This is a genomic window from Micromonospora sp. NPDC049047 (genome assembly GCF_040649135.1).
Taxonomy (GTDB): Bacteria; Actinomycetota; Actinomycetes; order Mycobacteriales; family Micromonosporaceae; genus Micromonospora.
Genome location: NZ_JBEZEY010000028.1, coordinates 18,078 through 40,582 on the forward strand (window position 1 = coordinate 18,078; position 22,505 = coordinate 40,582).

Annotated in this window: 20 protein-coding genes, 1 tRNA gene and 1 pseudogene; 6 read left to right on the top strand and 16 right to left on the bottom strand. The window is 69.5% G+C overall.

All coding sequences use genetic code 11. The features are described from left to right. Positions 1-6: 6 nt before the first annotated feature. From AB0B86_RS29905 to AB0B86_RS29920, 4 genes are all read right to left on the bottom strand, one after another. Positions 7-1,203: a DUF58 domain-containing protein gene (locus AB0B86_RS29905; RefSeq protein WP_357420244.1), complete on the bottom strand. Its 1,197-nt coding sequence runs from the start codon at positions 1,201-1,203 to the stop codon at positions 7-9. An 11-nt stretch (positions 1,204-1,214) separates the two neighbouring features. Next, positions 1,215-2,210: a MoxR family ATPase gene (locus AB0B86_RS29910; protein ID WP_357407216.1), complete on the bottom strand. Its 996-nt coding sequence runs from the start codon at positions 2,208-2,210 to the stop codon at positions 1,215-1,217. Positions 2,211-2,237: 27 nt separating this feature from the next. After that, the gene (locus tag AB0B86_RS29915) at positions 2,238-4,862 is read right to left on the bottom strand and encodes a fibronectin type III domain-containing protein (protein ID WP_357420245.1); all 2,625 of its coding nucleotides are present in this window, start codon (positions 4,860-4,862) and stop codon (positions 2,238-2,240) included. A gap of 176 nt (positions 4,863-5,038) precedes the next feature. After that, a complete protein-coding gene (locus AB0B86_RS29920) occupies positions 5,039-7,792 on the bottom strand; it encodes a tetratricopeptide repeat protein (protein ID WP_357407212.1) in 2,754 nt (917 codons plus the stop codon). 232 nt (positions 7,793-8,024) lie between these two features. On the opposite strand from AB0B86_RS29920, the gene AB0B86_RS29925 reads away from it, so the two are divergent. Further along, positions 8,025-8,111: transfer RNA gene (locus AB0B86_RS29925), tRNA-Leu, on the top strand. Between the two features lie 329 nt (positions 8,112-8,440). On the opposite strand, the gene AB0B86_RS29930 is transcribed toward AB0B86_RS29925, so the two are convergent. Continuing rightward, complete coding sequence (locus AB0B86_RS29930; protein ID WP_357407210.1) at positions 8,441-9,391, bottom strand: NADPH:quinone oxidoreductase family protein; 951 nt, start codon at positions 9,389-9,391, stop codon at positions 8,441-8,443. Positions 9,392-9,585: 194 nt separating this feature from the next. Beyond that, positions 9,586-10,364, bottom strand: a pseudogene (locus AB0B86_RS29935) (zinc-binding dehydrogenase). A 97-nt stretch (positions 10,365-10,461) separates the two neighbouring features. On the opposite strand from AB0B86_RS29935, the gene AB0B86_RS29940 reads away from it, so the two are divergent. Continuing rightward, complete coding sequence (locus AB0B86_RS29940) at positions 10,462-10,815, top strand: helix-turn-helix domain-containing protein (RefSeq protein ID WP_357420246.1); 354 nt, start codon at positions 10,462-10,464, stop codon at positions 10,813-10,815. Positions 10,816-11,052: 237 nt separating this feature from the next. On the opposite strand, the gene AB0B86_RS29945 is transcribed toward AB0B86_RS29940, so the two are convergent. From AB0B86_RS29945 to AB0B86_RS29965, 5 genes are all read right to left on the bottom strand, one after another. Continuing rightward, on the bottom strand, positions 11,053-12,141 hold the full coding sequence (locus AB0B86_RS29945) for an epoxide hydrolase family protein (protein WP_357420247.1): 1,089 nt from the start codon (positions 12,139-12,141) through the stop codon (positions 11,053-11,055). A 150-nt stretch (positions 12,142-12,291) separates the two neighbouring features. Continuing rightward, positions 12,292-12,765, bottom strand: a complete 474-nt coding sequence (locus AB0B86_RS29950; protein ID WP_357407204.1) for a MerR family transcriptional regulator — start codon at positions 12,763-12,765, stop codon at positions 12,292-12,294. A 19-nt stretch (positions 12,766-12,784) separates the two neighbouring features. After that, positions 12,785-13,657 carry an SDR family NAD(P)-dependent oxidoreductase gene (locus AB0B86_RS29955; protein ID WP_357407202.1) on the bottom strand — a complete coding sequence of 291 codons (873 nt, stop codon included), beginning with the start codon at positions 13,655-13,657 and terminating at the stop codon, positions 12,785-12,787. A 606-nt stretch (positions 13,658-14,263) separates the two neighbouring features. After that, entirely contained in the window at positions 14,264-14,842 is a 579-nt protein-coding gene (locus AB0B86_RS29960; RefSeq protein WP_357407200.1) for a hypothetical protein, read from the bottom strand. A 135-nt stretch (positions 14,843-14,977) separates the two neighbouring features. Next, positions 14,978-15,412 carry a hypothetical protein gene (locus AB0B86_RS29965; RefSeq protein WP_357407198.1) on the bottom strand — a complete coding sequence of 145 codons (435 nt, stop codon included), beginning with the start codon at positions 15,410-15,412 and terminating at the stop codon, positions 14,978-14,980. Between the two features lie 171 nt (positions 15,413-15,583). On the opposite strand from AB0B86_RS29965, the gene AB0B86_RS29970 reads away from it, so the two are divergent. Beyond that, positions 15,584-16,303 (top strand): SDR family oxidoreductase, encoded by a 720-nt coding sequence (locus AB0B86_RS29970; RefSeq protein ID WP_357420248.1) that lies wholly within the window; start codon positions 15,584-15,586, stop codon positions 16,301-16,303. Beyond that, positions 16,260-17,072: a hypothetical protein gene (locus tag AB0B86_RS29975; protein ID WP_357420249.1), complete on the top strand. Its 813-nt coding sequence runs from the start codon at positions 16,260-16,262 to the stop codon at positions 17,070-17,072. The genes AB0B86_RS29970 and AB0B86_RS29975 overlap by 44 nt, the downstream gene beginning before the upstream one ends. 610 nt (positions 17,073-17,682) lie before the next feature. Here AB0B86_RS29975 and AB0B86_RS29980 read toward each other — a convergent pair. Both AB0B86_RS29980 and AB0B86_RS29985 read right to left on the bottom strand, forming a co-directional pair. Next, positions 17,683-17,925 carry a hypothetical protein gene (locus AB0B86_RS29980; RefSeq protein ID WP_357420250.1) on the bottom strand — a complete coding sequence of 81 codons (243 nt, stop codon included), beginning with the start codon at positions 17,923-17,925 and terminating at the stop codon, positions 17,683-17,685. Between the two features lie 183 nt (positions 17,926-18,108). Next, on the bottom strand, positions 18,109-18,783 hold the full coding sequence (locus AB0B86_RS29985; protein ID WP_357420251.1) for a hypothetical protein: 675 nt from the start codon (positions 18,781-18,783) through the stop codon (positions 18,109-18,111). Between AB0B86_RS29985 and AB0B86_RS29990 the strand changes: the two genes are divergently transcribed. After that, positions 18,778-18,975: a hypothetical protein gene (locus AB0B86_RS29990; RefSeq protein ID WP_357420252.1), complete on the top strand. Its 198-nt coding sequence runs from the start codon at positions 18,778-18,780 to the stop codon at positions 18,973-18,975. The two genes, AB0B86_RS29985 and AB0B86_RS29990, sit on opposite strands and share 6 nt — an antisense overlap. Positions 18,976-19,098: 123 nt before the next feature. Here the strand turns inward: AB0B86_RS29990 and AB0B86_RS29995 are convergent, their stop codons facing one another. Beyond that, a complete protein-coding gene (locus AB0B86_RS29995) occupies positions 19,099-19,527 on the bottom strand; it encodes a hypothetical protein (RefSeq protein ID WP_357412087.1) in 429 nt (142 codons plus the stop codon). On the opposite strand from AB0B86_RS29995, the gene AB0B86_RS30000 reads away from it, so the two are divergent. Beyond that, positions 19,507-20,724 carry a cellulose binding domain-containing protein gene (locus AB0B86_RS30000; protein WP_357420253.1) on the top strand — a complete coding sequence of 406 codons (1,218 nt, stop codon included), beginning with the start codon at positions 19,507-19,509 and terminating at the stop codon, positions 20,722-20,724. The genes AB0B86_RS29995 and AB0B86_RS30000 overlap by 21 nt on opposite strands. A gap of 80 nt (positions 20,725-20,804) precedes the next feature. Here the strand turns inward: AB0B86_RS30000 and AB0B86_RS30005 are convergent, their stop codons facing one another. Both AB0B86_RS30005 and AB0B86_RS30010 read right to left on the bottom strand, forming a co-directional pair. Then, complete coding sequence (locus AB0B86_RS30005; RefSeq protein WP_357412137.1) at positions 20,805-20,957, bottom strand: hypothetical protein; 153 nt, start codon at positions 20,955-20,957, stop codon at positions 20,805-20,807. A 669-nt stretch (positions 20,958-21,626) separates the two neighbouring features. Continuing rightward, on the bottom strand, positions 21,627-22,457 hold the full coding sequence (locus tag AB0B86_RS30010; protein ID WP_357412089.1) for an NAD(P)H-binding protein: 831 nt from the start codon (positions 22,455-22,457) through the stop codon (positions 21,627-21,629). Positions 22,458-22,505 lie beyond the last annotated feature (48 nt).

A 22,505-nucleotide genomic window follows, 5' to 3' on the forward strand; every position in this document is an offset into this window, starting at 1 on the left:
CGTCCGTCACCACCGGCGTACCCCGTCCCACTCGGCGGCGAACTGTGCGCCGTCGGCCGCGTCGACCACCACCAGGCCGGCCGCGCCCGGCGGCGTCGGCTCGGCCGCGCCGAACACCCCCACCACCACCGACGGGTACGCGCCCCGGAGCGCCCCGACATGCCCCAGATCGTCGCGCCCACCCGGCCCGGTCAGGAAGATCAACGTGTCACCGAGCCGGTCCTGGCGCAGCCGGGTGGTTGCCGCGCGAACCGCCTCGTCGGCATCCGCGAGCTCGGCGGCGGCGAGCCGGTCCAACGGGCCGAGCGCCGAACCGACGTCCGGCACCCCGGCCACCCCGGCTGCCCCGGCCGCCCCGGCCGGCGTGGCCGGCTCCGGACAGGCGAACAGCAACACCACCGGCAGGTCGGCGCGGTGTGCGGCGGTGACGATCGACGCCGCCGCCTCGCACGCCGACTCGAACGACTCCGCCACCCGACCCACCCGCTGCGGGTGCGCGGCGGCGCGGTTGTCCAGCAGCACGACCAGGTGCGGCAGGCTGGTGTCCACGTTCTCCCGCACCATCAGCTCACCCACCCGGGCGCTGGTCCGCCAGTGCACCCGGCGCAACTCGTCGCCCACCACGTACTCCCGCAGCGAGTCGAACGTGATCGAGCCGTGCGGCACCCCGTCCACCCGGCCGTCCAGGCTGCGCCCCGCGCCGCGCGGGACCGCCGTCAACGGGTGCACCCTGGGGTACACCCAGACCGGCACCGTCGCGCCGTACGGGCGGGCCAACGCCACCAACCCCAGCGGATCACGCCGGGTCACCCGCAGCGGCCCCACCGGCACCACCCCACGCCGGTGGGTCGGCACGTCGTAGCGGACCTCGGTGTCCCGGCCGGGCCGCAGGCGCAACACCGGCACCGGCACGCCGCGATCCCCGCACCGATCCTCGGCCAGCAGGTTCGCCGACCGCAGCCGGCCCGCGTTGCGCACTGTCAACGTCATGCTCGCCGGCTCGCCCCGCGCCACCCGATCCGGATTGGCGTGGCGGGTCACCGTCAGCCGGGGCCGCCAGGCCGCGACAAGCGCGGCGTAGCCGACGGCCGCGCCGGCCGCCGCGCCGAGCAACGTCAACTCGGGGTACGCGAACCGGAAACCCGACCCCAGCAGCACCACGGCGGCGACGAGCAGCCCGATCCCACGGGCGGTGATCCCCATCGAGCTGCCGGTCAGCCCTGCACCGGAGCGGGCTGCCCCGACGGCAGCGGCACCGGCACCGAGGCGACGGCCTGACGCAGCACCTCGGCGGCGGTCATCCCACGCACCTGGGCATCCGGTGTCAGCAGCAACCGGTGGGCGAACACCGCCTCGACGAGCGCCTTCAGATCCTCCGGCATGATCCAACCCCGCCCGTCGATGAGCGCGTACGCGCACGCCGCACGGGTCAACGCGATCACACCCCGAGGACTGACCCCGACCCGCACCTGCGGGTGGGTGCGGGTCGCGGCGGCCAACCGGACCGCGTACGCGTAGAGCGGCTCGGCGATGTGCACCCGACGGGCCATCCGGACCATCTCCCCGACGGTGGCGGTGTCGGTGACCGGGGCGAGCGCCTCCGGGGAACGCACCGTCGCGCCCCGCAGCACCTCCACCTCCACCGCCTCGTCCGGGTAGCCGACTGACAACTTCACCAGGAACCGGTCCAGTTGCGCCTCGGGCAGCCGGTAGGTGCCGTCCATCTCCACCGGGTTCTGGGTGGCCACCACCAGGAACGGCGACGGCACCGGATGCCGGACCCCGTCCACTGTGACGGTGCGTTCCTCCATCACCTCCAGCAGCGCCGACTGGGTCTTCGGTGACGCCCGGTTGATCTCGTCGGCGATGACGATGTTGGCGAAGACCGGCCCCGGATGAAACTCGAAGTCCCGGCTGGCCTGGTTGAAGATGGTCACCCCGGACACGTCCGACGGGAGCAGGTCGGGCGTGAACTGGATGCGCCGCCACTGACCCTTCACCGTGGCCGCGATGGCCCGCGCCAGTGTCGTCTTACCGACCCCCGGCACGTCCTCCAGCAGCACGTGACCCTGCGCGAAGAGCGCGGTGAGCGCCAGCCGCACCACCTGCGGTTTGCCGAGCACCACCGCGTTGACGTTCTCGGCCAGCCGGGCGGCCAGGGCGGCGAAACCCTGCACCTCCGGCTGGGTGAGCGGCTCGTGGGTGTTCACGGTCGGCGGTGCTCCTTGCCTGGTGGTTCAGCAGGTGGGCAGGACGTTGATGTTGTCGCCGCCCTCCAGGTTGAGCCAGGCCCAGGGAATGTAGTTCTTTCCGCTGAACTCGACCTGCACCCACCAGGTGCTGCGCTTGTGGTCGTTGTAGACATAGGAGTCGACGTCCTCGCCGGTCTTCTTGCAGTACGCCTTCAGCCGGGTGCCGGGCTTCGCCCAGCCGGCCTGCTGGTCGTTGTCCTGCTTGGTGACCTTGAAGACCTCGTTGCCGTTGCGGCCGTCGACCTCCTTGTCGCAGTAGGTGCGCTGGTCGGCGCCGGTCCCGTTGTTGCAGGTCGCGATCCCGTACAGCGCGGGAGTGGCCTGCGCCTTCGTGGCCGTGCCCTGGCCGGCCGCGTTGGTGGCCGTCACAGTGAACGTGTACGCCGTGCCCGGCGTCAGACCCGTCATCGTGATGCTTGAACACGCCCCGGCCTTCGCCGGCTCACCAGTGGTGCTCAACGAGCAGGTGGCCTGACCGCCGCCGGCGTCCACCGTGAACGTCACAGTCGCCCCGGTCGCCGTCGCGGACGAGCCGGTCACCGTGACCCGTGGCTCGGCGACCGTACGCGCGGTGGCGGTGGCCTCCGGCCCCGGACCCGCCTCGTTCACCGCCTTCACCTTCACCGTCACGTTCTGCCCGTTGCCCAGCCCGGTGACGGTCGTGCGGGTTTCGGAAACCTCGCTGACCCGCCCACCGACGTCCACCACGTACTTCGTCACCGGGCGGCCGTTGTCCTCGGCCGGCGCCCACTGCACCGTCACCGCACCCGGCTGGTTGGCGACGGTGCCGGCCCGCAGCTCGAGCGGCGCACCGGGCGCCGCGAACGGCACCACAGTGTTGCTGACCGGCGACGCCGCCGAACCGGCGCCCTTGTCGTTCACCGCCACGACGGTGAACGCGTACTGGGTGCCGAACTCCAACTCACCGGCGGGCACCACCAGCTCCGTCTTCGTCGACTCGCCGACCGGCGCGTTCGTCCCCGCCGAACTGGCCGTCACCGCGTACTTCGCGATGGTGTTGCCCTGCCCGTTCGCCGCCGGCCACTTCACCAGCACCGTGCCGTCCGGCCGCTCCTGGGCGGTCACGCTCGCCGGCGGGTCGGGCACCGCAGCCGTCGGGACCACCGGGTTGCTGCTGCGCGGCGGGCCGTCGCCCTTGGCGTTGACGGCGTGCACCGCGAACCGGTACGTCTCACCGTTGGTCAGACCCTTGACCTCCACCGCACGCTGGTTGGCGCCCACCTCGAGACGCTGACCGGCACCCTCCACCACGTACTTGATGATCTCGGCGCCGTTCGCGGCGGCCGGCCGCCAGCTCACCCGCGCCTGGGCGTTGCCGGCGGCGGCGGTGACACTGCGCGGCGCGCTCGGCTTGCCCACCCGGGGCTTCTTCGGCGGGGGCGGCGGCGGGGCGACCGGCGGCGGGTCGCCGCCGAGCACGTCGTTTGCGTACTTGTCGACCTCGCGCACCTGGTGCTTGTCGTCCACCACGCGGGCGGTCGCCGTGTCGGGCGAGTTGATGAACAGGTGATTTTCCCGCACCTCAAGCTCAAGCGGCCCGTTCGCCCGCCCGGCGATGGTCTCGACCAACTGGCCACCCGCGTCGAAGGCGTAGATCTCGCCGGTGGCCTCGTCGGCGCAGTAGAACCGGTCCGCCCAGGCCACCGCCGCGCTGAGCCGGTCGCCCTCACCCGGCACCGTGAACGCCCGCTCCTGTCCACCGTCACCCACCACCAGCACCCGCCGCTCGGCGGGCACGGTGACCGGGACCCGCTGCCCGCTGGTGCGCGTCGGCATCGCCGCCGCACCGGAGAGCGTCAACGGCGTCGGGTGGACCTTGCCCTGCTGGACCCGCACCAGCTTCCCGGCCGTACGGTCGAGCACCGCCACCCCCTCGTCCAGGGTGGACACCACAAGCTCGTGGCTGGCCTCGGCGACCTCGTACGACTCGATCTGCTTCGGACTCAGCCCGGCGCCGGCCGGCGCGGCCGAGGCCGGCGCGGACGGCAGCGTGGCGGCGGTGATCGCCGAGACGGTGCCCTGGCTCGGCACCGCGATCCACAGCCGCCCCTCACCGTCGAAGGTGCCGCCGGTGATGCCCGGCGGATAGTGCACCGGCTCGCCGACCGGGGTCAGCGACCGCGGGTCGAGCTGCCGCACGATGCCCTGCACGGCGTCGACGACGAAAGCCGAATCCTCGTGCAGAGCGACACTCACACCCAGGCCGGGGGTGGTCCGGGTGGTCGCGGTGAGCTGCAGGGTGGCCAGGTCCAGCGAGCTGACCTGCCCGGTGTGCAGGTCACGCAGGACCAGCAGCCGGTCGGTCTGGGTGATCTGCATCGGGTGTCGCACGGCACCGGGGATCTCGGTGCGGGTGTCCACCCGCGCGGTGACCCCGTTGACCCGGGCCAGTTCGCTACGCGCCGCGCTCCACAGCCACGAACTCGCGTCGTAGTTCGCCACCGCGTTGTCGGCGGCACCGAGCCCGAGAACGGTCAGTCCCATGGCCGCCAACAGCGCGGTCACCGTGCCAACGGTCACCAGCCCGCCGCGCAGCCGGGACCGGGAGCGAGGGGCGTCGGTCCGTACGGCGTCTTCGATGCTGGCCACAGCCGGCTGCCTCCCGTGAGTCGTGGCAGGTGGCGCGCAACGCGACCACCCCTCCCCTGAGCCGGGTGCCATCATATGGCGCTGCTGGTGACGGGGGAACCCGCACCGTCACCCCTGTGGATACCGAGCGTGTGCGCAATGGACGCCCAGCTCAGGCCGGTTGAGCTCGGCCCTTCTCAGCTCGGCGACGGTCGGCCCGAGGGCCCGCCGCTCGAAGATGTGGTGCGCTCCCGCGTCGTACAGACCTGTCCGGAGGTCGCGAAGCTGTCGGTGGAGTAGACCGCCAACACGGTGAAGCAGTGATCCACCCGCGAGTTCAACCCGTTCACCGTGTAGCTCGTCTTACCCGGGTCCACGGTGGCCATCACCCCCAACGGCTGCCCGGCCCGACCGGCGGCAACCATGAACGGCACCGCCCCGCCGGACGGGTCCGTCCAGGTCAGCGTGATCGTGGTCGCGTCGTCCCGCAGTCGCAGGTCCCCGGGAGGTGGCCCGACCGGTGCCTGTGCCGTTGCGGTCGGCGAGGTCCCCGGGGGCGGCGGATCGTCACGGGTCAGCACCACCGCCCCCAGGCCGACCACCGCCACGACGGCCACCCCGGCGGCCACCGCCGCGCCGATCAGCGTCGCCCGGTTGCGCCCCGCCGACCCACCCTCATCGGTGTACGACGGCCGGTACCCGTCCGGCACCGGGTGGTAGTGCTGACCCGGGTACGGCACCTGCATCGGCTGGTGCTCCCGGGGTGGGTACTGGTCCCGGCCTTGGTACTGGTCGTGAGTCGGGTACTGGTTGTGAGTCGGATACGCATCGTGGGCCGGGTACTGCTCGGGGTGGTGCTGCGGCGTCGCCCGAGGTGCCGCCGGCGGTGACCCCGCCAGGTCGGTGCCAGGGGCCGCCAGCCACGTTGCCGGAGCCGGCTCGGTCGACGGCACGACCGCGCTCGACTGGGCGACTGTCGAAGCCGGCGGAACGGCGCCGGCCACGGTGCCACCCCTGGTCGGGTCACTGTCCGGCTGGACGGACGGGATCACCTCGGTCTGGTCGGACAACGTGGCCGAGGTCCGCTGCGTCGGCACCACCACGGCAGCACCGCCTACCAACCCGAACCCACCGTCCGCGCCACCGTCGTCCTCGTCCGTCGGGGATTCCTCGGCGGCCTCGGCGGACGCGGCACCGGCAGTCGGCAGGGGTTGCGGTGGGGCGTTGCGGCTCCACGGCGGTGCGGTCAACCCCCACGGGGGTACGGGCGGCGCACTCACCGGAGGCGCGGAGACGGGGTGCCCAAAGCCGGGTGGTGCGGAGACCGGGTACGAGTGCCCGGGTGGTGCGGAGACGGGGTGTCCGAAGCCAGGTGGTGCGGAGACGGGGTGGGTGTGTCCGGGTGGTGCAGAGACGGGGTGTCCGAAGCCAGGTGGTGCGGAGACGGGGTAGGAGTGCCCGGGTGGTGCGGAGACGGGATGGGGGCGGACGGGTGGTGCTGATGTCGGGGACGGGTGCGCTGGCGGCGCGGAGACCGGCTGCGGGTGGCCGGGCGGCGTCGCGAACGGTGGTGCGGCGGCGGGCGGCCCGCTGACCGGGTGGGTTGGGGGTCCGCTCACCGGATGCGTCGGCACCGGCTGCCCAGGGGCCGGGAATGGGCGGCCCGACGGCTGCGCGTCGACGGCGGAGGCGTTGACCGGACCAGTCGCCTCGGCTGATCCGGCAGCGGCTCGGGCAGCCTCCTCGGCGAGGAGCGGTTCGATCTGTCGTACCTGGATCGTGGGGTTGTCCCACGGAGGTGCCGGAGGCCCGGACACCGGTGCGGTGACGGCCGGTGCCGGGGCGGGTGGGTTCGACGGCTGGTGCGGCACGTCGACCGGCGGGTGGGACGCGTGGTCGCCGGCCCGCTGACGGGGCGGCGTGGTGGTCCCGGCCGTCGGTCGCTGTGGTGGCCGCTGATCGGACGGCGGTGGCTGGCTGTCGGCTCTTGGTCGAGGTGGCTGGCTGTCGGCCCTTGGCTGGGGTGGCTGGCCTTCGGTCCTTGGCCGGGGTGGCTGGCCCTGGGTGTCCGGCTGGGCTGGCGGGCGCTCCGCGCTCGGTCGGAGCGGCTGGCTCTCCGGCGCCGGCCGGGAGGGCTGGCTGACCACTGACCGGGCGGAGCCGGACACATGCTCGTCGCCGCGTTGGCGGGGCGCCACCCCGGACGCGGCGGACGGCGCGCTGGGCTGCGCCGGCGTGCTCGGGGGAGGGGCGGGTGCACGCCGAGGGATCGGAGCCGGCGCTGCGGCGGCGGGCCCGGGTGGGTGGGTTGCGGCGGGGCCGCGTACCCCTGGAGGGGTTGCCTGCGGTGCGGCCGGCGGCGGCGGAGCCCAGCGCGAGTTGGTGGACGCCGGGCCGTCAGCAGTGGGCCGCATCGCGGCCAGGGTCGCCATGGACAGGGTCGGGCCGGCCAGTGCCGACCGGATGCCAGAGTCCGCCGCCGCGGCGACCGGGTCCGGATCGTGCTGCTCGGTGGGCGTCGACGCGGACGGACCGAGGTAGGCGCGGGCGGCGCGTACCGCCGGGTGGTGCTCCCCGAGGGTGGCCGGGCCGGCGGTGGCGACGCGGGTGTAGTTGCGGCGGGCCTCGTGCCGGTTGCCCAACTCCTCCGCGACCTCGGCCAGTTCGAAGGCGAGCGCGAGCATCACCGGGTCCGAATGCTCCCACCGCCGCTCGCCCGCCGCGAACGCCTCCTCCAGCACCCGACGGGCGCCGAGCGGATCGTCCGCCTCACGGTGCAGCCGCGCCAGCAGGTGCGCGGTGTGCAGCAGCTCAGGATGATCCTCGCCGTACGACGGGGCAGCGGATCCGACCGCCTCCGCGAGTAGCTGCCGGGCGGCCCTGACGTCGCCCGTGGCACGCAGGGCGAGGGCGCGGTGTTGGGCGGCGGCCAGGGGGGAGGGATGGGACACGTGGCAATGCTGCCGTCCGAGGGGTGCCGGACGCTACCCGGACACGCCCCGGACGGCGAGTCATGACGGACAACGAGGCCCTTTGAGCAGCGGCGGAAGTGCCAGGAGAGAGGCGGCGGAAGGCGATGTGCATGATCCACGAGCGGCGTGTACAGTAACTCCCCGTGCGGCCCGCCGTACCGACCATCGGGTGGCAAGATCATCTGGTCGGCAAGGTAGGCTGTACGAGCAAGTCCGGGTGGCGGAATGGCAGACGCGCTAGCTTGAGGTGCTAGTGCCCGTATAGGGCGTGGGGGTTCAAGTCCCCCCTCGGACACCAAAGATTTGCTTCACGGTGCGTGTCGAGATCGACATCAACGCGCACCGTTTGCGTTGTCTGGCTGGTAGCTCAGCCGGAGGCCGAGTTGTCGGTAGACCTCGGCACCAGTAGCTGGTTCCGTTAGGTGAGACGTCGATCCCACTCGCGATGCCGTGGCCAGTGCATGCTCTCTGGCGACCTCTTCAACACACCCGAAGCCATCGACCTTCGGAAGGTTCAGCTCATCACGCCGCGATGCACCCTCGCTCATGCCAAAAGGAGTGCATCGGTTTGGCGGCCGAGGCTCGCGGTGCTTCGCCGCATCGCCGACGGATTATCGGGCTCAAGTCTCAGGGACGCAGGGTTACCTTGCCGGTGGTTCTGCGGGCGATGAGGTCCTCGAAAGCGCGGCGGGCGTCCTCCAGGGGATATGCCGCATGGACCATCGGCTTCAGCACTCCGGCAGCCGTGAGCGCGAACATCTCGGCCAACGGCTCCGCATAGGCGCCGGGAACGGTGAGGGCCGGGCGTAGCCAGAAGCCCATCACGGCGGTGTTGCGGTCCGCGAGGGCGCTCGGATCGACAGGTGGACAGCCCTCGCGGGAGGCATTCCCGAAGGTGACCAGACGTCCGAAGTTCCCCAGGATTTCGAGGCCGGCGCTGAACACGCGGCCGCCAATCGACTCGAGGACAACGTCCACCGGCATGCCATCGTTGGCCTCCAGGACCCGCTCGGCGTAACAGTCCGGGTCGCTGGACACGGCGACGTCCGCACCCAAGGAGAGGGCCAGGTCACGTCGAGCGTCCGTAGAGGCTGTCGCGATCACACGCCCGGCACCGAAGTGCTTGGCGAGCTGCACAGCAAGCGAGCCGACACCACCGGCCGCGGCGTTGACGACAACGCTCTCACCGGGACGCATCCGCGCACAGCTTCTCAATACATGCCAGGCGGTCAGGCCCTGAACGAGAAGCGCGAGCGCCTCGGCGTCGCCCACCCCGTCGGGCACCACAACGGCGTCCGCGTCTTCCACGACCGCTTGCTCGGCAAAGCCACCACCGCCGAAAATCGGTGCGAGCACCCGACGACCGTCGCTCACTCGCCCAACCACCTCAGTGCCCGGGATGAATGGCAGCTCCGGCACCGGACGGTACGACCCGGCAATGCGGCTGGTGTCGGCAAAGTTAACCCCTGCCGCACTCACGTCGACGAGCAGTTGCCCATGGACCGCCATCGGCTCCGACACATCGACGATCTCCAGAACTTCGGGACCGCCGAAACGGACGCACTGCACAGCTCGCATGATCAGCAACGTACCCCCCCGCCGGCAGTAGCCGGCGACCGCAGCATGATCGATCATCCGCTTTGCTGCCGATCGTGGGCCGCCAAGCGATGTGCCATCACGTACCGTAGTTCCTCCCGACATCCTGTGGCACGCGGAGCCGATGAGCGGACCGGCAGCCGATGCGAGTCGGAGATGCGGTAGCTGGTTGAACGTCAGGGCGTGACGTCTACCAGCACCTTGCCGACCGCGCCGGTCTCCACCGCTCGGTGAGCGTCGGCGGTGCGGTGCAGTGGCAGGCCATGTTCTTTGCCGACCGGCAGGGCGCCGTCGCGGATCGCGACGGCGACATCCTCGACGGCTGCGGCGCGCGCCTGCGGGCCAGCCGTATAGAGCACCAGGAACTGTAGGCGCGTGTTCAGCACCATGTTCTGCCCCACGTTCAGTTCGACCGCCTGTCCGCCCTGGTTGGCGTACGTCGCGATCGTGCCGCGGGTACGCAGCACGGCCAGATCCAGAGTTAGGTTCGCGCCCAGCGCCACCTCGGCGACGATGTCGACGCCGTCCGGGGCGATCGCACGGATGGCGGCGGCCGGGTCGCCCTCGCGATAGTTGATGACGTGGTGGGCGCCGGCGTCGAAGCCGGCCTCGTCTGGCAGCGGCACGGCCTGATCGGCGGGTACGACGGTGAACTCGGCGGCGGTGCCGGTGGGCCGCCCCGCGGCGGCCATGAACAGCCACACCCGCTGACCGACCCGGCTCGGGTCGACGCCGTCACCGACGGCGTCGATCACACCGGCACCGTCGAGGTGCGGGGTGATCTCGGAGAACAGCTTGCGGTGGGCGACGCCGGAGCGGGCCTGCCAGTCGGTCGGGTTGACCCGGACACGGCAACCCGGACGCGGACTTCGCCGGGTGCCGGCGTGGGCCGGTCACGTTCGACGAGTTGGAGAACGTCGGGGCCGCCGTTGTCGCGGTAGATAATCGCCTTCATGATCCATCCAATGTTCGATCTGCATCGTACTGTTCGAGGCGCGTCGAACAGTACGATGGGAGTCGAACTTTCGCAACGTCTGGCTAGGCTTCGTCTCGTGACCGAGGTGATCGAACCCGCCATCGAGACCGTGACGATCGACGTCGTGCTCAGCACGCTTGCCGACCCGGTGCGGCTTACGCTCGTGCGCGCCTTCGTCGCCGCTGGGGACTGGACCTGCGGCAGCGACGTCCTGAAGGACACTGGCGTCACCATCGGCAAGTCAACGCTGTCGCACCACATCAAGGTCCTGCGCGATGCCGGCCTGATCCGCACGCGCGTCAACGGCACCCGCCGACTCGTCACGCTACGTTACGCCGAGGTGGAACAACGCTTTCCCGGCCTGCTGACCATGCTCCGCGAACACGGCCCTACCCGTGGCGCCGCGAAGGCACCCTCCTCAACCGCATGACACGTGAACCGGGGAAGGTTAATGGCGGGTCCCGTCGTGGCCTGCAACTACGGCAACGAACGCCGTGTCGGAGCACGCTGGCAGGAAGGGGCGTTTACCGGCTGACGGCCCGGAGCAAGGACTACCGGTACTAGACGAACCCGCAGGTCGCAAGGAACGAGCCGCCATCCTGGCGATCCAGGCCGGCCTTGCACCCTGACCAGAACCAGCAGCAGTGCCGCCGGTTGAGCTCCTGGATTATCGCAGCGGGCTGAAGAAGGCGCGCAGGTCGGCAGCGAGCAGATCGGGCTCTTCCTGGGCGAAGAAGTGGCCGCCGATCCTGGGCTCGTGCCAGTGGGTGAGGTTGGCGTAGGTGCGTTCGGCGAACGACCGGGGCAGGCCGGCGTCCTCCACGCTGACCGTGATGCCGGCGGGCGCGGTGACCATTGGCAGATGTGGGGCCTGGCGGTCGTCACGGTAGGGCCGGAAGGACGTGCCGATGCAGTTGGTGACCCAGTAGAGCATCACGGTGGTCAGCAGCTCGTCGAAGCCGAACCGGCGGGAGATGTCGCCGCCACAGTCGCTCCAGCGCTGGTACTTCTCGATGATCCATGCGGCCAGTCCGGACGGCGAGTCGCTCAGCGCGGCCGCAAGGGTGTCGGGCCGTGTTTCCTGGAGGATTCCGTAGCCCCAGTCATCTTGGGCCTTCGCGTCGAGCATGGCGATGAACGCCTCCTCGGCTGGGCTGAGGTCGCCCCTGCGGTCCGCTGGTGGGAACTTGATGTGCTGCGAGAAGACCCCGATGACCCGATCTGCGTGGCGGGCGCCGAGCCACGTCGACACGCCGGACCCGATATCGCCACCGTAGGCGCCGAAGCGGTCGTAGCCCAAACGGGTCATCAGCTCAGCCCACACGTCCGCGACAGCCGCCTCGGTCGTCGGGCCCTCGGCGAGTGGACCGGAGAAGACGAAGCCGGGCAGGCTCGGTATGACGAGGTCGAAGTCTGCGAGCCGGGACACCAGGGGCAGCATCTCCGTGTAGGTGCTGGGCCAGCCATGGGTCAGGGCCAACGCCGTAGCGTCGGGCGATGCTGAGCGAACATGAACGAAGTGGACCGGCGAGCCTCGGACCGTGGTGACGAACTGAGGGTACCGATTGAGGGCACGCTCGACCGCACGCCAGTCGAATCCATCGAGCCAGTACCGCACCAGATCTGCCAGGTACCCAGGGTCGGTGCCGGCGGCCCACGGCTCTCCTGGGGCGGCTGGCGCGAGCCTTGTCCGCGAAAGCCGAGCCCGCAGGTCGTCCAGGACGGCTTCGGGCACATCGATGTGGAAGGGCGTCACCCGATCATGATTTCATCGCAAGGAGTCACTTGGCAGCCGCCCGAATGGGCAGGCCGGTGGCCTTCTCTGCTTGTGTACAGCAACGGAGTCAGTGACCGAGTGAATCGCCGAGGCGTGCGGACGCTCGGGGACCGTCACGGCTCGAGTGGGTCAGCCTTCCGGGTGCCCGTCGTAGACGCGGATCTTGTACTCGGTGGTCTCCAGCGCCAGCCTGAGCTCACGGATCTGCCGCGTGATCCGGTCGTGCTGGTCGCGCATGATGCGTCGGCGTTCCGTGACGGTGCTCGGGCCCTGCTCGACGAGCGAGATGTAGCGTTTGAGATCGGTCATGGTCATGCCGGACAGGCGCATCCGGGTGAGGAAGACGAGGCGGCGCAGGTCGGCTGCGGAGTATTCGCGGTACCCGGAGGCGTTGCGGGCGGGACGCACGAGTCCCTCCTGCTCGTAGTACCGGAGGGTGTGCGTCGACAGGCCGACAAGCCGGGCCGCCTCGGCGACACTCCTGGGTACCGTCGAGGCCTCGATGGGGGCGTCGTCGAGCAACTCGTGCAGCGCGTCGATCGTCGAGGAGGACGGCCCGTCGCTGGCAGCGAGGATGCGTTCGATCAGCGCTTCGGTGGCCATGGCCGTCAGCGTACGGCGATCAGAACGCGCGAACCGCGGGCGGTATGCCTGGGAAGTCCGCCGACTCGCTCACCGACGCCCACTTCTCGACGTCGTCGAGCGCCCCACGGTAGACGCGGGTGAGGTTGCGAACCGCCTCGGCACCGAGCGGGAGCCGCAGCGGCGCCTCGGGTGTGTCAAGCATGTCCCGGATCACCCGGGCGGCGCGTGCCGGGTCGCCCTCCTGGATGCCGTCGGCCCCCTCCATGTTCCCGCGCACCGCACCGGTGACCCCGTCGTAGATCGAGCTCCGCCGCGCTGTGTTGAGCACACCCGCGGCGTTGAACGCGGTGCGGAAGCGACTGGGTTCGACGATGAGGACACGGATGCCGAACGGTGCGACCTCGCCCGCCAGCGCTTCCGACCAGCCCTCGAGGGCGAACTTGCCGGCCGAGTAGCTGCCGACGGCGGGGAACGACATCCGCCCACCCTGGCTGCTCATCTGCACGATCGCACCAGAGCGACGCTCCCGTAGGTGGGGCAGAACGGCACGCACATAGGCGGCCGGGCCGAACAGATGCTGCTCGAGCATGGCCCGCAGCGCGGCGTCCGTGATCTCTTCGGCGGCACCGACCTGTCCGGCGCCGGCATTGTTGACGAGTACGTCGACGCGCCCGAACAACTCCAGCGCCCGCTGCACGACCCCGGCCGCTCCGGCAGTGTCGCGCACATCGTGCTCGACAGCGAGGAGCCCATCCCCGTACCGCGCCTTGAGCCCGTCGAAGCGGTCAACCCGTCGCGCGGTCCCGATCACATGCTCGCCAGCCTCGAGTGCCGCCTCGGCGAGCCCCAGACCGAGGCCCGAACTCGCTCCCGTGATGATCCATGTCTTCGTCTCGTTCGCCGTGGTCATGGCGCCGACGCTAGAGCTTCGAGCGCGCTTGAAAGCAAGCCGCGCTCAGTCTCCGGAGGCGACCAGCGGTCCCGTCCGCTTGATCCTTCGCGCGACGATCTCGATTTCGAGGCGTGCAAGCCGGGGAGCGCGTCGTACCGGTGCAGGTGGTCGCCGTGGGCGAGGCACCGTGACAGCGCATCCTCTGTGATGACCTCTTTGGCGGATCCGAAGAGGTCACCACCGTAGCTGAGCTTGCGTGAGCTTCAGAGTTGCGCCGAGCGCCAACGGCGGTGGGGTAAAGGACCGTGTCGCCCCTCGGCCACAATTTAGTACATGATCCACTTGGGTTTACCTGAGCGGATACCGTGCGGGCTGTCGGCCGGTAGGTCAGGTTCAGCCCCAGTTCGCGGTAGATCAGGGCCTTGTCGGCGGGGTCGGCGTCGTGGAGCACTGCGGTGATATTTCCCAGGGTTTCCGCGATGTGGCGGATCTCGTCGGGGCTCATTGTCTGGCGTCCGGTGAGGCGGCGTAGCTTGCCCTCGGCGGTGACCTGTTCTGCTTGGAACGGCGACGGACCGGATCTTGCCGGTGATGGCAGGAGGCAGCGTCCGCTCATTGCCGATGTCAACGCGCGATCGACACCTCGATGATGGTGGCCGTTCCTACCGCGGGTCGGCCCTCGTACATGGTGATCGTCATGCCCGGCTGCAGGTGACGCCAGAGGGCGGGGGACAGTGGGCCCAGGCGGACCGACCCTGTGGCACCTGGTGGCAACGCTGGCGCGGACTCCACCCAGACACGTGCCACGAGCAGATCGGGATCGCCCGCGGCTGTACACCGGCCGAGGTTCCACAGCGGTCGGAGGATGCCCTTGCCCGGGATCGGTGTTCGCCGGCCACCCTCGGTGGCCGACAGGAGCCGCAACTCGGCGCGGACAGTTCCGTGGATGCTCTCCCAGCGGGCCCAGTGGCACCACGCGGCGGCGTCGGGCAGCCACATCAGCTCGGCACTGTCGATCAGTAGATCCCACCAAGCGGTCGGCGGTCGCCAACCCGTGTGGAGGTCTGCAAGGAGGTCGAGCGCGATCTCCCACTCGTCGTGGTCGAGGTACTCGCGTACGTCCACCACCGTCACGCCGGCCTCGTTCACGACGTCCGCCGGGACCATGGCCGCAGCTCGACGGAGCAGTTCGGCAACATCCACGCGCAGATTCTTCACCGTCGCCGCAGGATCAGCGCGACGGCTCCCACCGGCGCACCGGCCTGTCGCTGATCGGGCGTGTCAACAGCCGGTGCCCGCTCGGCAGATGTGCGTCGCCGGGGCGAGTGCGGGTAGGGGCTATGCCCAGGGTGGGATGTATCGGCCGATGTAGTCCCGCGCACGGGGGAGCGGGTCACGCCAGTACTGGTTCGGCATGCGGTGGTGGTGCTTCTGGCAGAAATCAGCGAGATCCTCTGCGATCTTGAGGCGCGTGAGCGGTTGGCCTTCGAAGTCCGTGTTGACCGCCAGCAGTTGTGGCTCGGGATTCCAGCCTGAGTGGTCGAACGCCCAGCCGCCCCAGGCGGCGTAGGTGTGGAAGACCTGCCGCTGACCCGGGAGGCGCACCCCAGCTATTTCGATGGGCCTGTTTGAATAGGTCTGCCGGCAAACCCAGGCGAGGATGTGACAGGCTCCCGCGGCGAAGAAGGCCTGGTCTGTCCGGTCCCATGCGACCCGTTGGTCTGACCGCTCGATCGGCGTCCGACGAAACGGTCCCGCTGCTGTGGCTGCCACAGCCCGGACGGTAGTGGATGAGCTGACAGACTCGATCATGCCGAATGGGGCGTCGCGGTGAGTAATCGGCAGTGGTGCCGAAGCCGTCCGGTCCGGTAGCCGAAGAGCGGATGCCCGATCTTGGCAAGTTTCTGTTGACCTCAACCGGAGTTCAGATGCTTCACTTCGGCCATGAATCATGACGGCCTGCGCGTCGCCATCACCGGTGCCGCACGTGACACCGGACGACTACTGGCTGAAGCGTTCGCCGAGCGCGGTGCACAGGTCTTCCTCTCGGCCCGCGACCTGGCTGCGGCCGAGCATGTTGCGGATGCGATCAGCCAGCGGGGACGAGGTCGGGCTGATGCATTTCACTGCGACCTCGCCGTACCGGAGTCGGTGCGCGCGTTCGCCGGTGCCGTAACCGAACGGACAAAGCACCTCGATGTGCTGATCAACAATGGTGCCCCATACGTCGAGGGTGACGACCTGGGAGACGTCTCGGACGACAAGATCGAAAGCGTGATGGCTGCGGGCGGGACCGGCACCATGTTGTTGACCAAAAATCTACTGCCGCTGCTACGGGCATCGTCGCGGCCCGACATCGTTAACATGATCTCCGCGTGCGGCGAGGTGGGGCACCGCCGCTCGGGTGCACATCCTGCGTTCTACGCGGCTAAGCATGCCCACGCCGGATTTGCTGAGATCCTGTCTCACCGGCTCCGGCCAGAAGGGATCCGGGTAATCTCACTTTTTCCGCCGGACTTCGTTCAGGACGGGCCCCGACAGGTAAACAGCGAGCTCACCGCGCGATCGGTCATCGACTGCGTGCTTTTCGCGGTCGGCCAACCACGAGACTGTTTCATTCGTGAGTTCCGCTTCGAGCAGGTTCGGCAGGCGTCCACACCCTGACCGCTCACTGCGCGAAGCAGTCGCTGTCGAGGAGGGGCCGTGCGCCGCGCTGGTCCGCGACCCGTCGTTCCGCGCGGTGGCGGTCGGCTGGTTGGCCCGCGGTGGTGGCACCGCCGCGTGGCGCCCGATCACCCTCAGCCTGGTCGCCGCCGACCCCGCCGACCCCGAACCGCTGCGCGCGGTCCTGACCGGCGGGATCCCGTTGCACAGCGCGTGCGGCTTCGCCGACGACCTGGAAGAGCTGCTGCGGACCCGACCCGACGAGGCCGGACCGATGCGCCGGCTGCTGGCCGCCGTCGACGCCACCCCGGCGTGGCGGGTCGTGTGGCGCCGGCTGCTGTCGGTCGCCCCGGATGACCATGGCGGGCAGGTGTCCCTGGCGTTGCTGTCGGACGAGACACCCGACGCGATCGCACCGCTGTGGGTTCGACTGTGGGACGCGTATCCGGACGACGAGCGGCGGGCCGTGTTGCGGAACCTCGCCGAGCGGCAACTCGCCGGCCAGCCGATCGACGAGCCGGGGTGGCGTAACGTCCGCCGCAGGCTCATCGACGGCACGGTGACGGCACCCCGGACACCCCACCGGAGTCGGTCGTCGGCGTCGGCACGGCCCTGCTGTTCCTGCCGGCTCCCCGCGCGGGGGACGGGACGTCCGCGCCGTGGCAGTGCCGGCTGGAGTGCCCCCACTGTGGTGTGCCGTTCGACCTCACCAGCGGCGACGGCGTCCGGCAGGCCCGGTGGACCTGCCTGCGGTGCGATCACGACCTGACCATCGACACGGCGACGTTGGCGATGACCGTGCGGCCGATGACGCGGGCCGCCGCGAAGCCGGTGTTCGTCTTCAGCCGGGCCCCCGGTTTCGGCCGCGGATCCACTGCGACCGGTGCGGGCGGGAGATCGCTGCGGATGTGCCCACCCCGGACGGCGGACACGTCGCCTTGGACCGCGAGTGCTGGCTGCTCCACGAGGTGACGGCCGCCGACGTTACAGACTTCGTTGAGCACGGTCGGTACGTCGAGGCGGGCCGGACCGCCGAGCAGTCCGACTAGACCACCCTCACTGGTGCCGGCTGTTGAACTGAAGCCCTGCCGGCGCCAATCAGGGGCCAGACCGCATCGATGCATGGCTCTGCTGTCGTCGCGGTGGCGTCGGTATGGATCCCGCGAGCTGAGACCCAGATACCAACGGCGAAACTCTGAGTAGGGCCTCCTGAACGGTGACCTCTTCGGCCGAAGAAGTCACCACCACAGCTAGACTTGCGTGAGCTTTAGAGTTGCGGTGAGCGTCATCGGCGGTGGGGCAATGGGTCGGGTCGCCCTCGGACACATAATTACCACAAATTGATGATGATCCGCGCAGATTGACCTGCGCGGATTCTTTTATGGTGGTGTGCAGTGCTCCTGGTCGCAGACGATGGTGATCTTCCTCCTGCGCAGGAGTGCGACCAGGTCGTGTGGAGTCTCGATGCCGCCGGGGAGGCGGGGGTGGGCGGCGAATCGGGCGATGATGTGGTCCTCCCTGAGGTAGAGGATCTTGCGTCGGCGGTTGGTGGGCGCTTGGGCGCTGGTGTGGCCGTGGCGGCATCGGTAGCCGGGGCGTTGATTGATCCAGTGAGATTCCATCCTTCGTCCGCAGGGTCCGCAGCGGCGTCGGTGCCGTTGTGCGCGGGTTGCCGGTTCCAGACCTGCCGGCCCGTGTAGCGCGGATTGGCGAGTATCTCTCGGCCGGGTCCACTGCCGGGCAAGATTGGGAAAGGCCGTCTCCGACTAGCGGAGACGGCCTTTGAACTGGGGGTGGAGCTCAGGTCACTTGGTAGAGGGCTGCCATCCGATGGCCGGAGCGATGGTCTGGGCGATGGTGGTGAGTAGTCGCAGGTTTTCGTCGACTCCGAGTTGGTTGGGGATCGTGAGCAGCAGCGTGTCGGCAGCCCGCACGGCTGCGTCGTCGCTCAACTCCTGGGCGATTCTGTCGGGTTCGCCGATGAAGCTCTTGCCGAATCGTGAAACAGCACCGCCGAGCACACCCACCTGTTCCTGCGCACTGTGGACCATGTCGGCGCCGAACATCTGACGGTCGCGCTCCGTGGTGATGGGCAGGACCGAGCGGGCTACGGAGACCCGAGGCTCACCAGTGTGTCCCGCATGCCGCCAGGCGCTGCGAAAGACGTCGATCTGTTCTGCCTGGGCTTCGGCGAACGGAATGCCGGTGTCCTCGGACAGCAGGGTGCTGCTCATCAGGTTCATTCCCTGTTCGCCAGCCCATCGGGCACTGGAGCGGGTGGATGAGCCCCACCAGATCCGTTGGCTCAACCCTTCCGAGTGTGGTTGGACGGCGAGTCCGGCTCGGACGCCGGTAGCCTTCGGATCGGTGAAGGCGACCGAGCCTCCGCCGATCGCGGTCCGGTAGCGGGCCGCGTGCTCCCGGGCCAGGTCGGCGTCCGTTCCGCCCTCCGGCGCACTGCCGCCCAGGAGGTAATGCACCGGCTCTGGATCGCCGAACGCATGCTTCAGGTGCTGTACTCCGTTGATGTGTATACCGCCGCGCGTGTCTACTTCGAGCGGCTCAATCGGGCCGTTTGGGATGGCGTGCCCAATTTGGATGGACTTTACGCCGAGCTCGACGAAGTGCGCGGCGCCTTCCTCGCCACGACCCGCGTAGCCCTGGGCTCATAGCCGGCCGCAGCATCGCGACGTGCCGCATTGCTTGAGCTCTGCCGGACCGCGCTACGCGCCACCACTACATCGTCCTCGCGGGCTCACCGGTTCCGGCCATCCGGATCTGCCGCCGATCGGTTGCTACGCAGTGTCATCCCACCTGGAGACGATAGCGGTGACATCATCGCCGGAGGTCAGAAGCCGCGCGGTGTACGACAATGGAGGAGTTGCGTCGGAATCGGCCCGGTAGGTCGTCGTCACGTGGTAGCCGGTGTCGGCCAGCTTCCACTTTGGCAGGAGAGCGGCACCGGCGCCCACATCACGAGGGTGCCCCGCGCTGTGGATCAGGGCTGACTGATGGCCGTCGGTCTGGTGATCTGCTAACTCGCCGGTCCAGATTGAGGGGTCGCGTACCCGGCACTCGGGTCTCTGCCGGGACGTGTCCACCCACTTCCTTGCGTTCTTTGACGCGAAGTCGTCCAGGGCCTGGCGGTCAGTCGCGGTCCAGGCGGGAAGCTGCGCTATCCACTCTGCTGCCTGCTCGGCGCTGTGGCCGCTGCCGATCAGCATGGGCGGGCTGTCCGTTGTCCGGCCGGCGGCAGGACTGCCGTGCGTGCCTTGACAGGAAAGCGGAGCGGCAGGACAGTCGACGTATTCATAGACGATTCGCTATCTACGGCGAGGTGTGCCATGCGGAAGTCGCTGACTGCTGTGGCCGCCATCGCTGTTGCCGTGGTCGCGATGATGGCCGCGATCTCACACGCGAGTGCGGCGAACGCGGCGGCCGGGTGTCGGGTGAACTACGTCGTCACCAGCCAGTGGACCGGTGGCTTCCAGGCCGACATCGCGGTCACCAACTTGGGTGACCTGGTCAATGGGTGGACGCTGCGGTTCGCGTTCCCTGCAGTCGACCAGCGGCTCACGCAAACCTGGAGCGCCACCTGGGCCCAGGCGGGCCAGCAGGTCAGCGCGACCAATCTGGGCTGGAACGCGACCCTGGGCACCAATGGCTCCGCGAACATCGGTTTCGTTGGCGCCTGGTCGGGCAGCAACCCCATACCGGCGTCGTTCACGCTCAACGGCGTCACGTGCACCGGCGGCGTCCTGCCCAGCGTGACGCCGACCCGGACGACCACACCGCCGGTCGCTGACTATCCGGCGATCGTCACCTGGCTCAGCCCGACCGCCGGCGCGGTGTACACCACGCCGGGAACCGTCCCGCTGGCGGCGACCGCGACCGTGGGAGGCGGACACAGCATCACCTCGGTGTCGTTCCGGGTGGACGGCGTCACGGTGGCCCGGGGGGTGAGGACGACCGGTGACCGGTTCGAGGCGCTGTGGACACCACCGATCGGGGAGCCCGGCACCAGCACCACCTTCGTGCTGTACGTCTCGGCCGGCACCGACCAGTCGCTGTCTGGCGCTGCGCCGCCGTTGCTGGTCACGGTGGTGACGCCGGCGTCCACCGGCACCAACCACCCGCCGGCGGTGGCGTTGAGCACCCCCGGCGGGCAGACCTACTTCCTCGAGCCGACGACCGTCACGCTGGTCGCCGACGTCGCCGACACCGATCCCGGGGACCTCGTCAGCCGGGTGGAGTTTTACCTCGGCGCAACCCGGCTGGCCGCGACGCCGACCAACAGCGGACAGCGCTACCAGTTCCAGACGGCCCTGTCGGCCGGCACGTCGTCCACCTTCACCGTGCGGGTCCACGATTCCCACGGCGGCCTCGGCATCTCGAACCCGCTGACCTTGACCATCGGTTAGCGCCTCTGCCATCCGTTAAGGGCTGACAAGGTCCTTCCACTGGCCGTCGATACGTTTGCGAATCGGCACGGCGCTCAGGGTCAATTCGACCAGGCCATCGGGGGTTGGCGGTCACCGTCGTGGTGGGTGAACCTGCGGCGGTCGCCAAAGGACTCGATGGGGGCGGTGCCGTTCCAGGAGGCGAAGTAGGCCCGGTTCGGGAACCGGGTGATGTCTCTAAACTCGACCAGCAGCCGGGCGGCACCGGATGGTTCGTGGGCCTGCCCAGGTTTGACGGACGTCCAAGATCAGGGGGACCTGAGGTCTCCGGGAGGACGTCCATCATCATGGGCCGCCGCAAGTGGAGCGCAGCCACCGTGTGATCCTCGATGGTCTGTGAAGACAACCGAAGATCGTGCAGTGGCCGTAGGTCATAGCGTAGACCTTGCCGGGTGGCAGGTGGTGTTCGAGGATGCCGTACAGCGGATCGCGGGACGGTTCACCCGGCGGAAACCGCGGCTTGCCGCGCGCGCGTCCGTGACTGGTCTGTTGTCGCAGAGATCCCGGCACGCAGGTCCGGGTCGGCGCCATAGACCTCGTCGCCGGCGACCCAGCCGGCCGGGACCCCGGCCCGGACCGCCGCGTCGATCATGTCCAGGGCGACCTGCGCGTGCCGTGGCCGTACATCGATGGGCTCGTTATGTCCGCTAAGGACGCCGCCAGCCGCTCGTTGGAACAGGTCATGGCTGACGGCGACCTCGCATCGTACGAGGAATGTCTCAGCTTCTACCCAGCGGAACCGCAGACTGAGTAGCCACCGAGCTGGACAGCGAGCACCGGGTCCCGTGCCGCCGGCACACGGCTGGTGGTAGCGGCCGCTCGACCGGGCGGCGGCGCTTCGCCGTCGCCCGGTTCGGATCAGGCTAGGCCGGGTGCGCTTCGGCCCACTCGCGCATGCTGCGCGGCGCCCGGCCGGTCACGCGCTCGATGGTGTCCGTGACCGGCGCCGGCTTGTTGACGTGCGTCTCCCAAGTGGCGAACAACAGGTCGGCAGGCGCGTGCGGGGCGATCTCCGCCCGCGCGGTCGCGGGATCGATCTCCTCGTATCGCAGCTCACGGCCGTGCGTCTTGCCGATTAGCTCGATCTGCTCCCGGTGGGTGAGCGACTGCGGTCCGGTGACGTGGTAACGCTGCTGGCTGTGCCCGTCCTGGGTCAGCGCTGCCACAGCGATCCCGGCGAGGTCAGCGGGGTGAATCGGGGAGCCTGCGGCGTCGGCGTAGGGGCCTCGAACGACGTCACCGGCCGCGAGCTGCCCAGGGACGTCGAATGCCCAGTGCAGCGCGTCGGCGGAGTTGATGTCCAGTCGCAGGAAGGTCCACTGCATCCCGGAGTCGATGATCGCCTGCTCGATGCCGTGGTGGAACGCCGCGACGTCGTTGGGCTGCTGCTCCGCGTTGTCGTCGATCTCCGCCGTGGACTGGAACACCACGCGCTTGACACCGGCGTTCTTCGCGGCCTCGATGAGCTCCGGCACCCCAGGGCCCATGGCGAGGACGAAGATCCCGTCGACGTCCCTCACCGCAGCCGGCAGGGTCGCAGGGTCCTTCATGTCGCCGGCGACGATGTCAGCGCCGGCAGGAAGATCCGCCTGCTGCGGATCACGAGTCAGGGCCCGTGCAGGCTTACCGACCGACACCAGTTGCTCGACGATGGACCGGCCCACGGGTGCCGTAGCCGCAGTCACGAGGATCATTGATTACTCCAGAAAATGGTGAGGTCTGAGTGGGATTAGGTTTCGGGC

What these genes read in the sequence shown, in the direction of transcription:
- AB0B86_RS29905 (WP_357420244.1), bottom strand. Translation starts at nt 1,203, where the DNA reads ATGGGGATCACCGCCCGTGGGATCGGGCTGCTCGTCGCCGCCGTGGTG.
- AB0B86_RS29930 (WP_357407210.1), bottom strand. Translation starts at nt 9,391, where the DNA reads ATGCGAGCTGTGCAGTGCGTCCGTTTCGGCGGTCCCGAAGTTCTGGAG.
- AB0B86_RS29950 (WP_357407204.1), bottom strand. Translation starts at nt 12,765, where the DNA reads ATGGCCACCGAAGCGCTGATCGAACGCATCCTCGCTGCCAGCGACGGG.
- AB0B86_RS29955 (WP_357407202.1), bottom strand. Translation starts at nt 13,657, where the DNA reads ATGACCACGGCGAACGAGACGAAGACATGGATCATCACGGGAGCGAGT.
- AB0B86_RS29970 (WP_357420248.1), top strand. Translation starts at nt 15,584, where the DNA reads ATGAATCATGACGGCCTGCGCGTCGCCATCACCGGTGCCGCACGTGAC.
- AB0B86_RS29980 (WP_357420250.1), bottom strand. Translation starts at nt 17,925, where the DNA reads ATGGAATCTCACTGGATCAATCAACGCCCCGGCTACCGATGCCGCCAC.
- AB0B86_RS29990 (WP_357420252.1), top strand. Translation starts at nt 18,778, where the DNA reads ATGCACCGGCTCTGGATCGCCGAACGCATGCTTCAGGTGCTGTACTCC.
- AB0B86_RS29995 (WP_357412087.1), bottom strand. Translation starts at nt 19,527, where the DNA reads ATGCTGATCGGCAGCGGCCACAGCGCCGAGCAGGCAGCAGAGTGGATA.
- AB0B86_RS30010 (WP_357412089.1), bottom strand. Translation starts at nt 22,457, where the DNA reads ATGATCCTCGTGACTGCGGCTACGGCACCCGTGGGCCGGTCCATCGTC.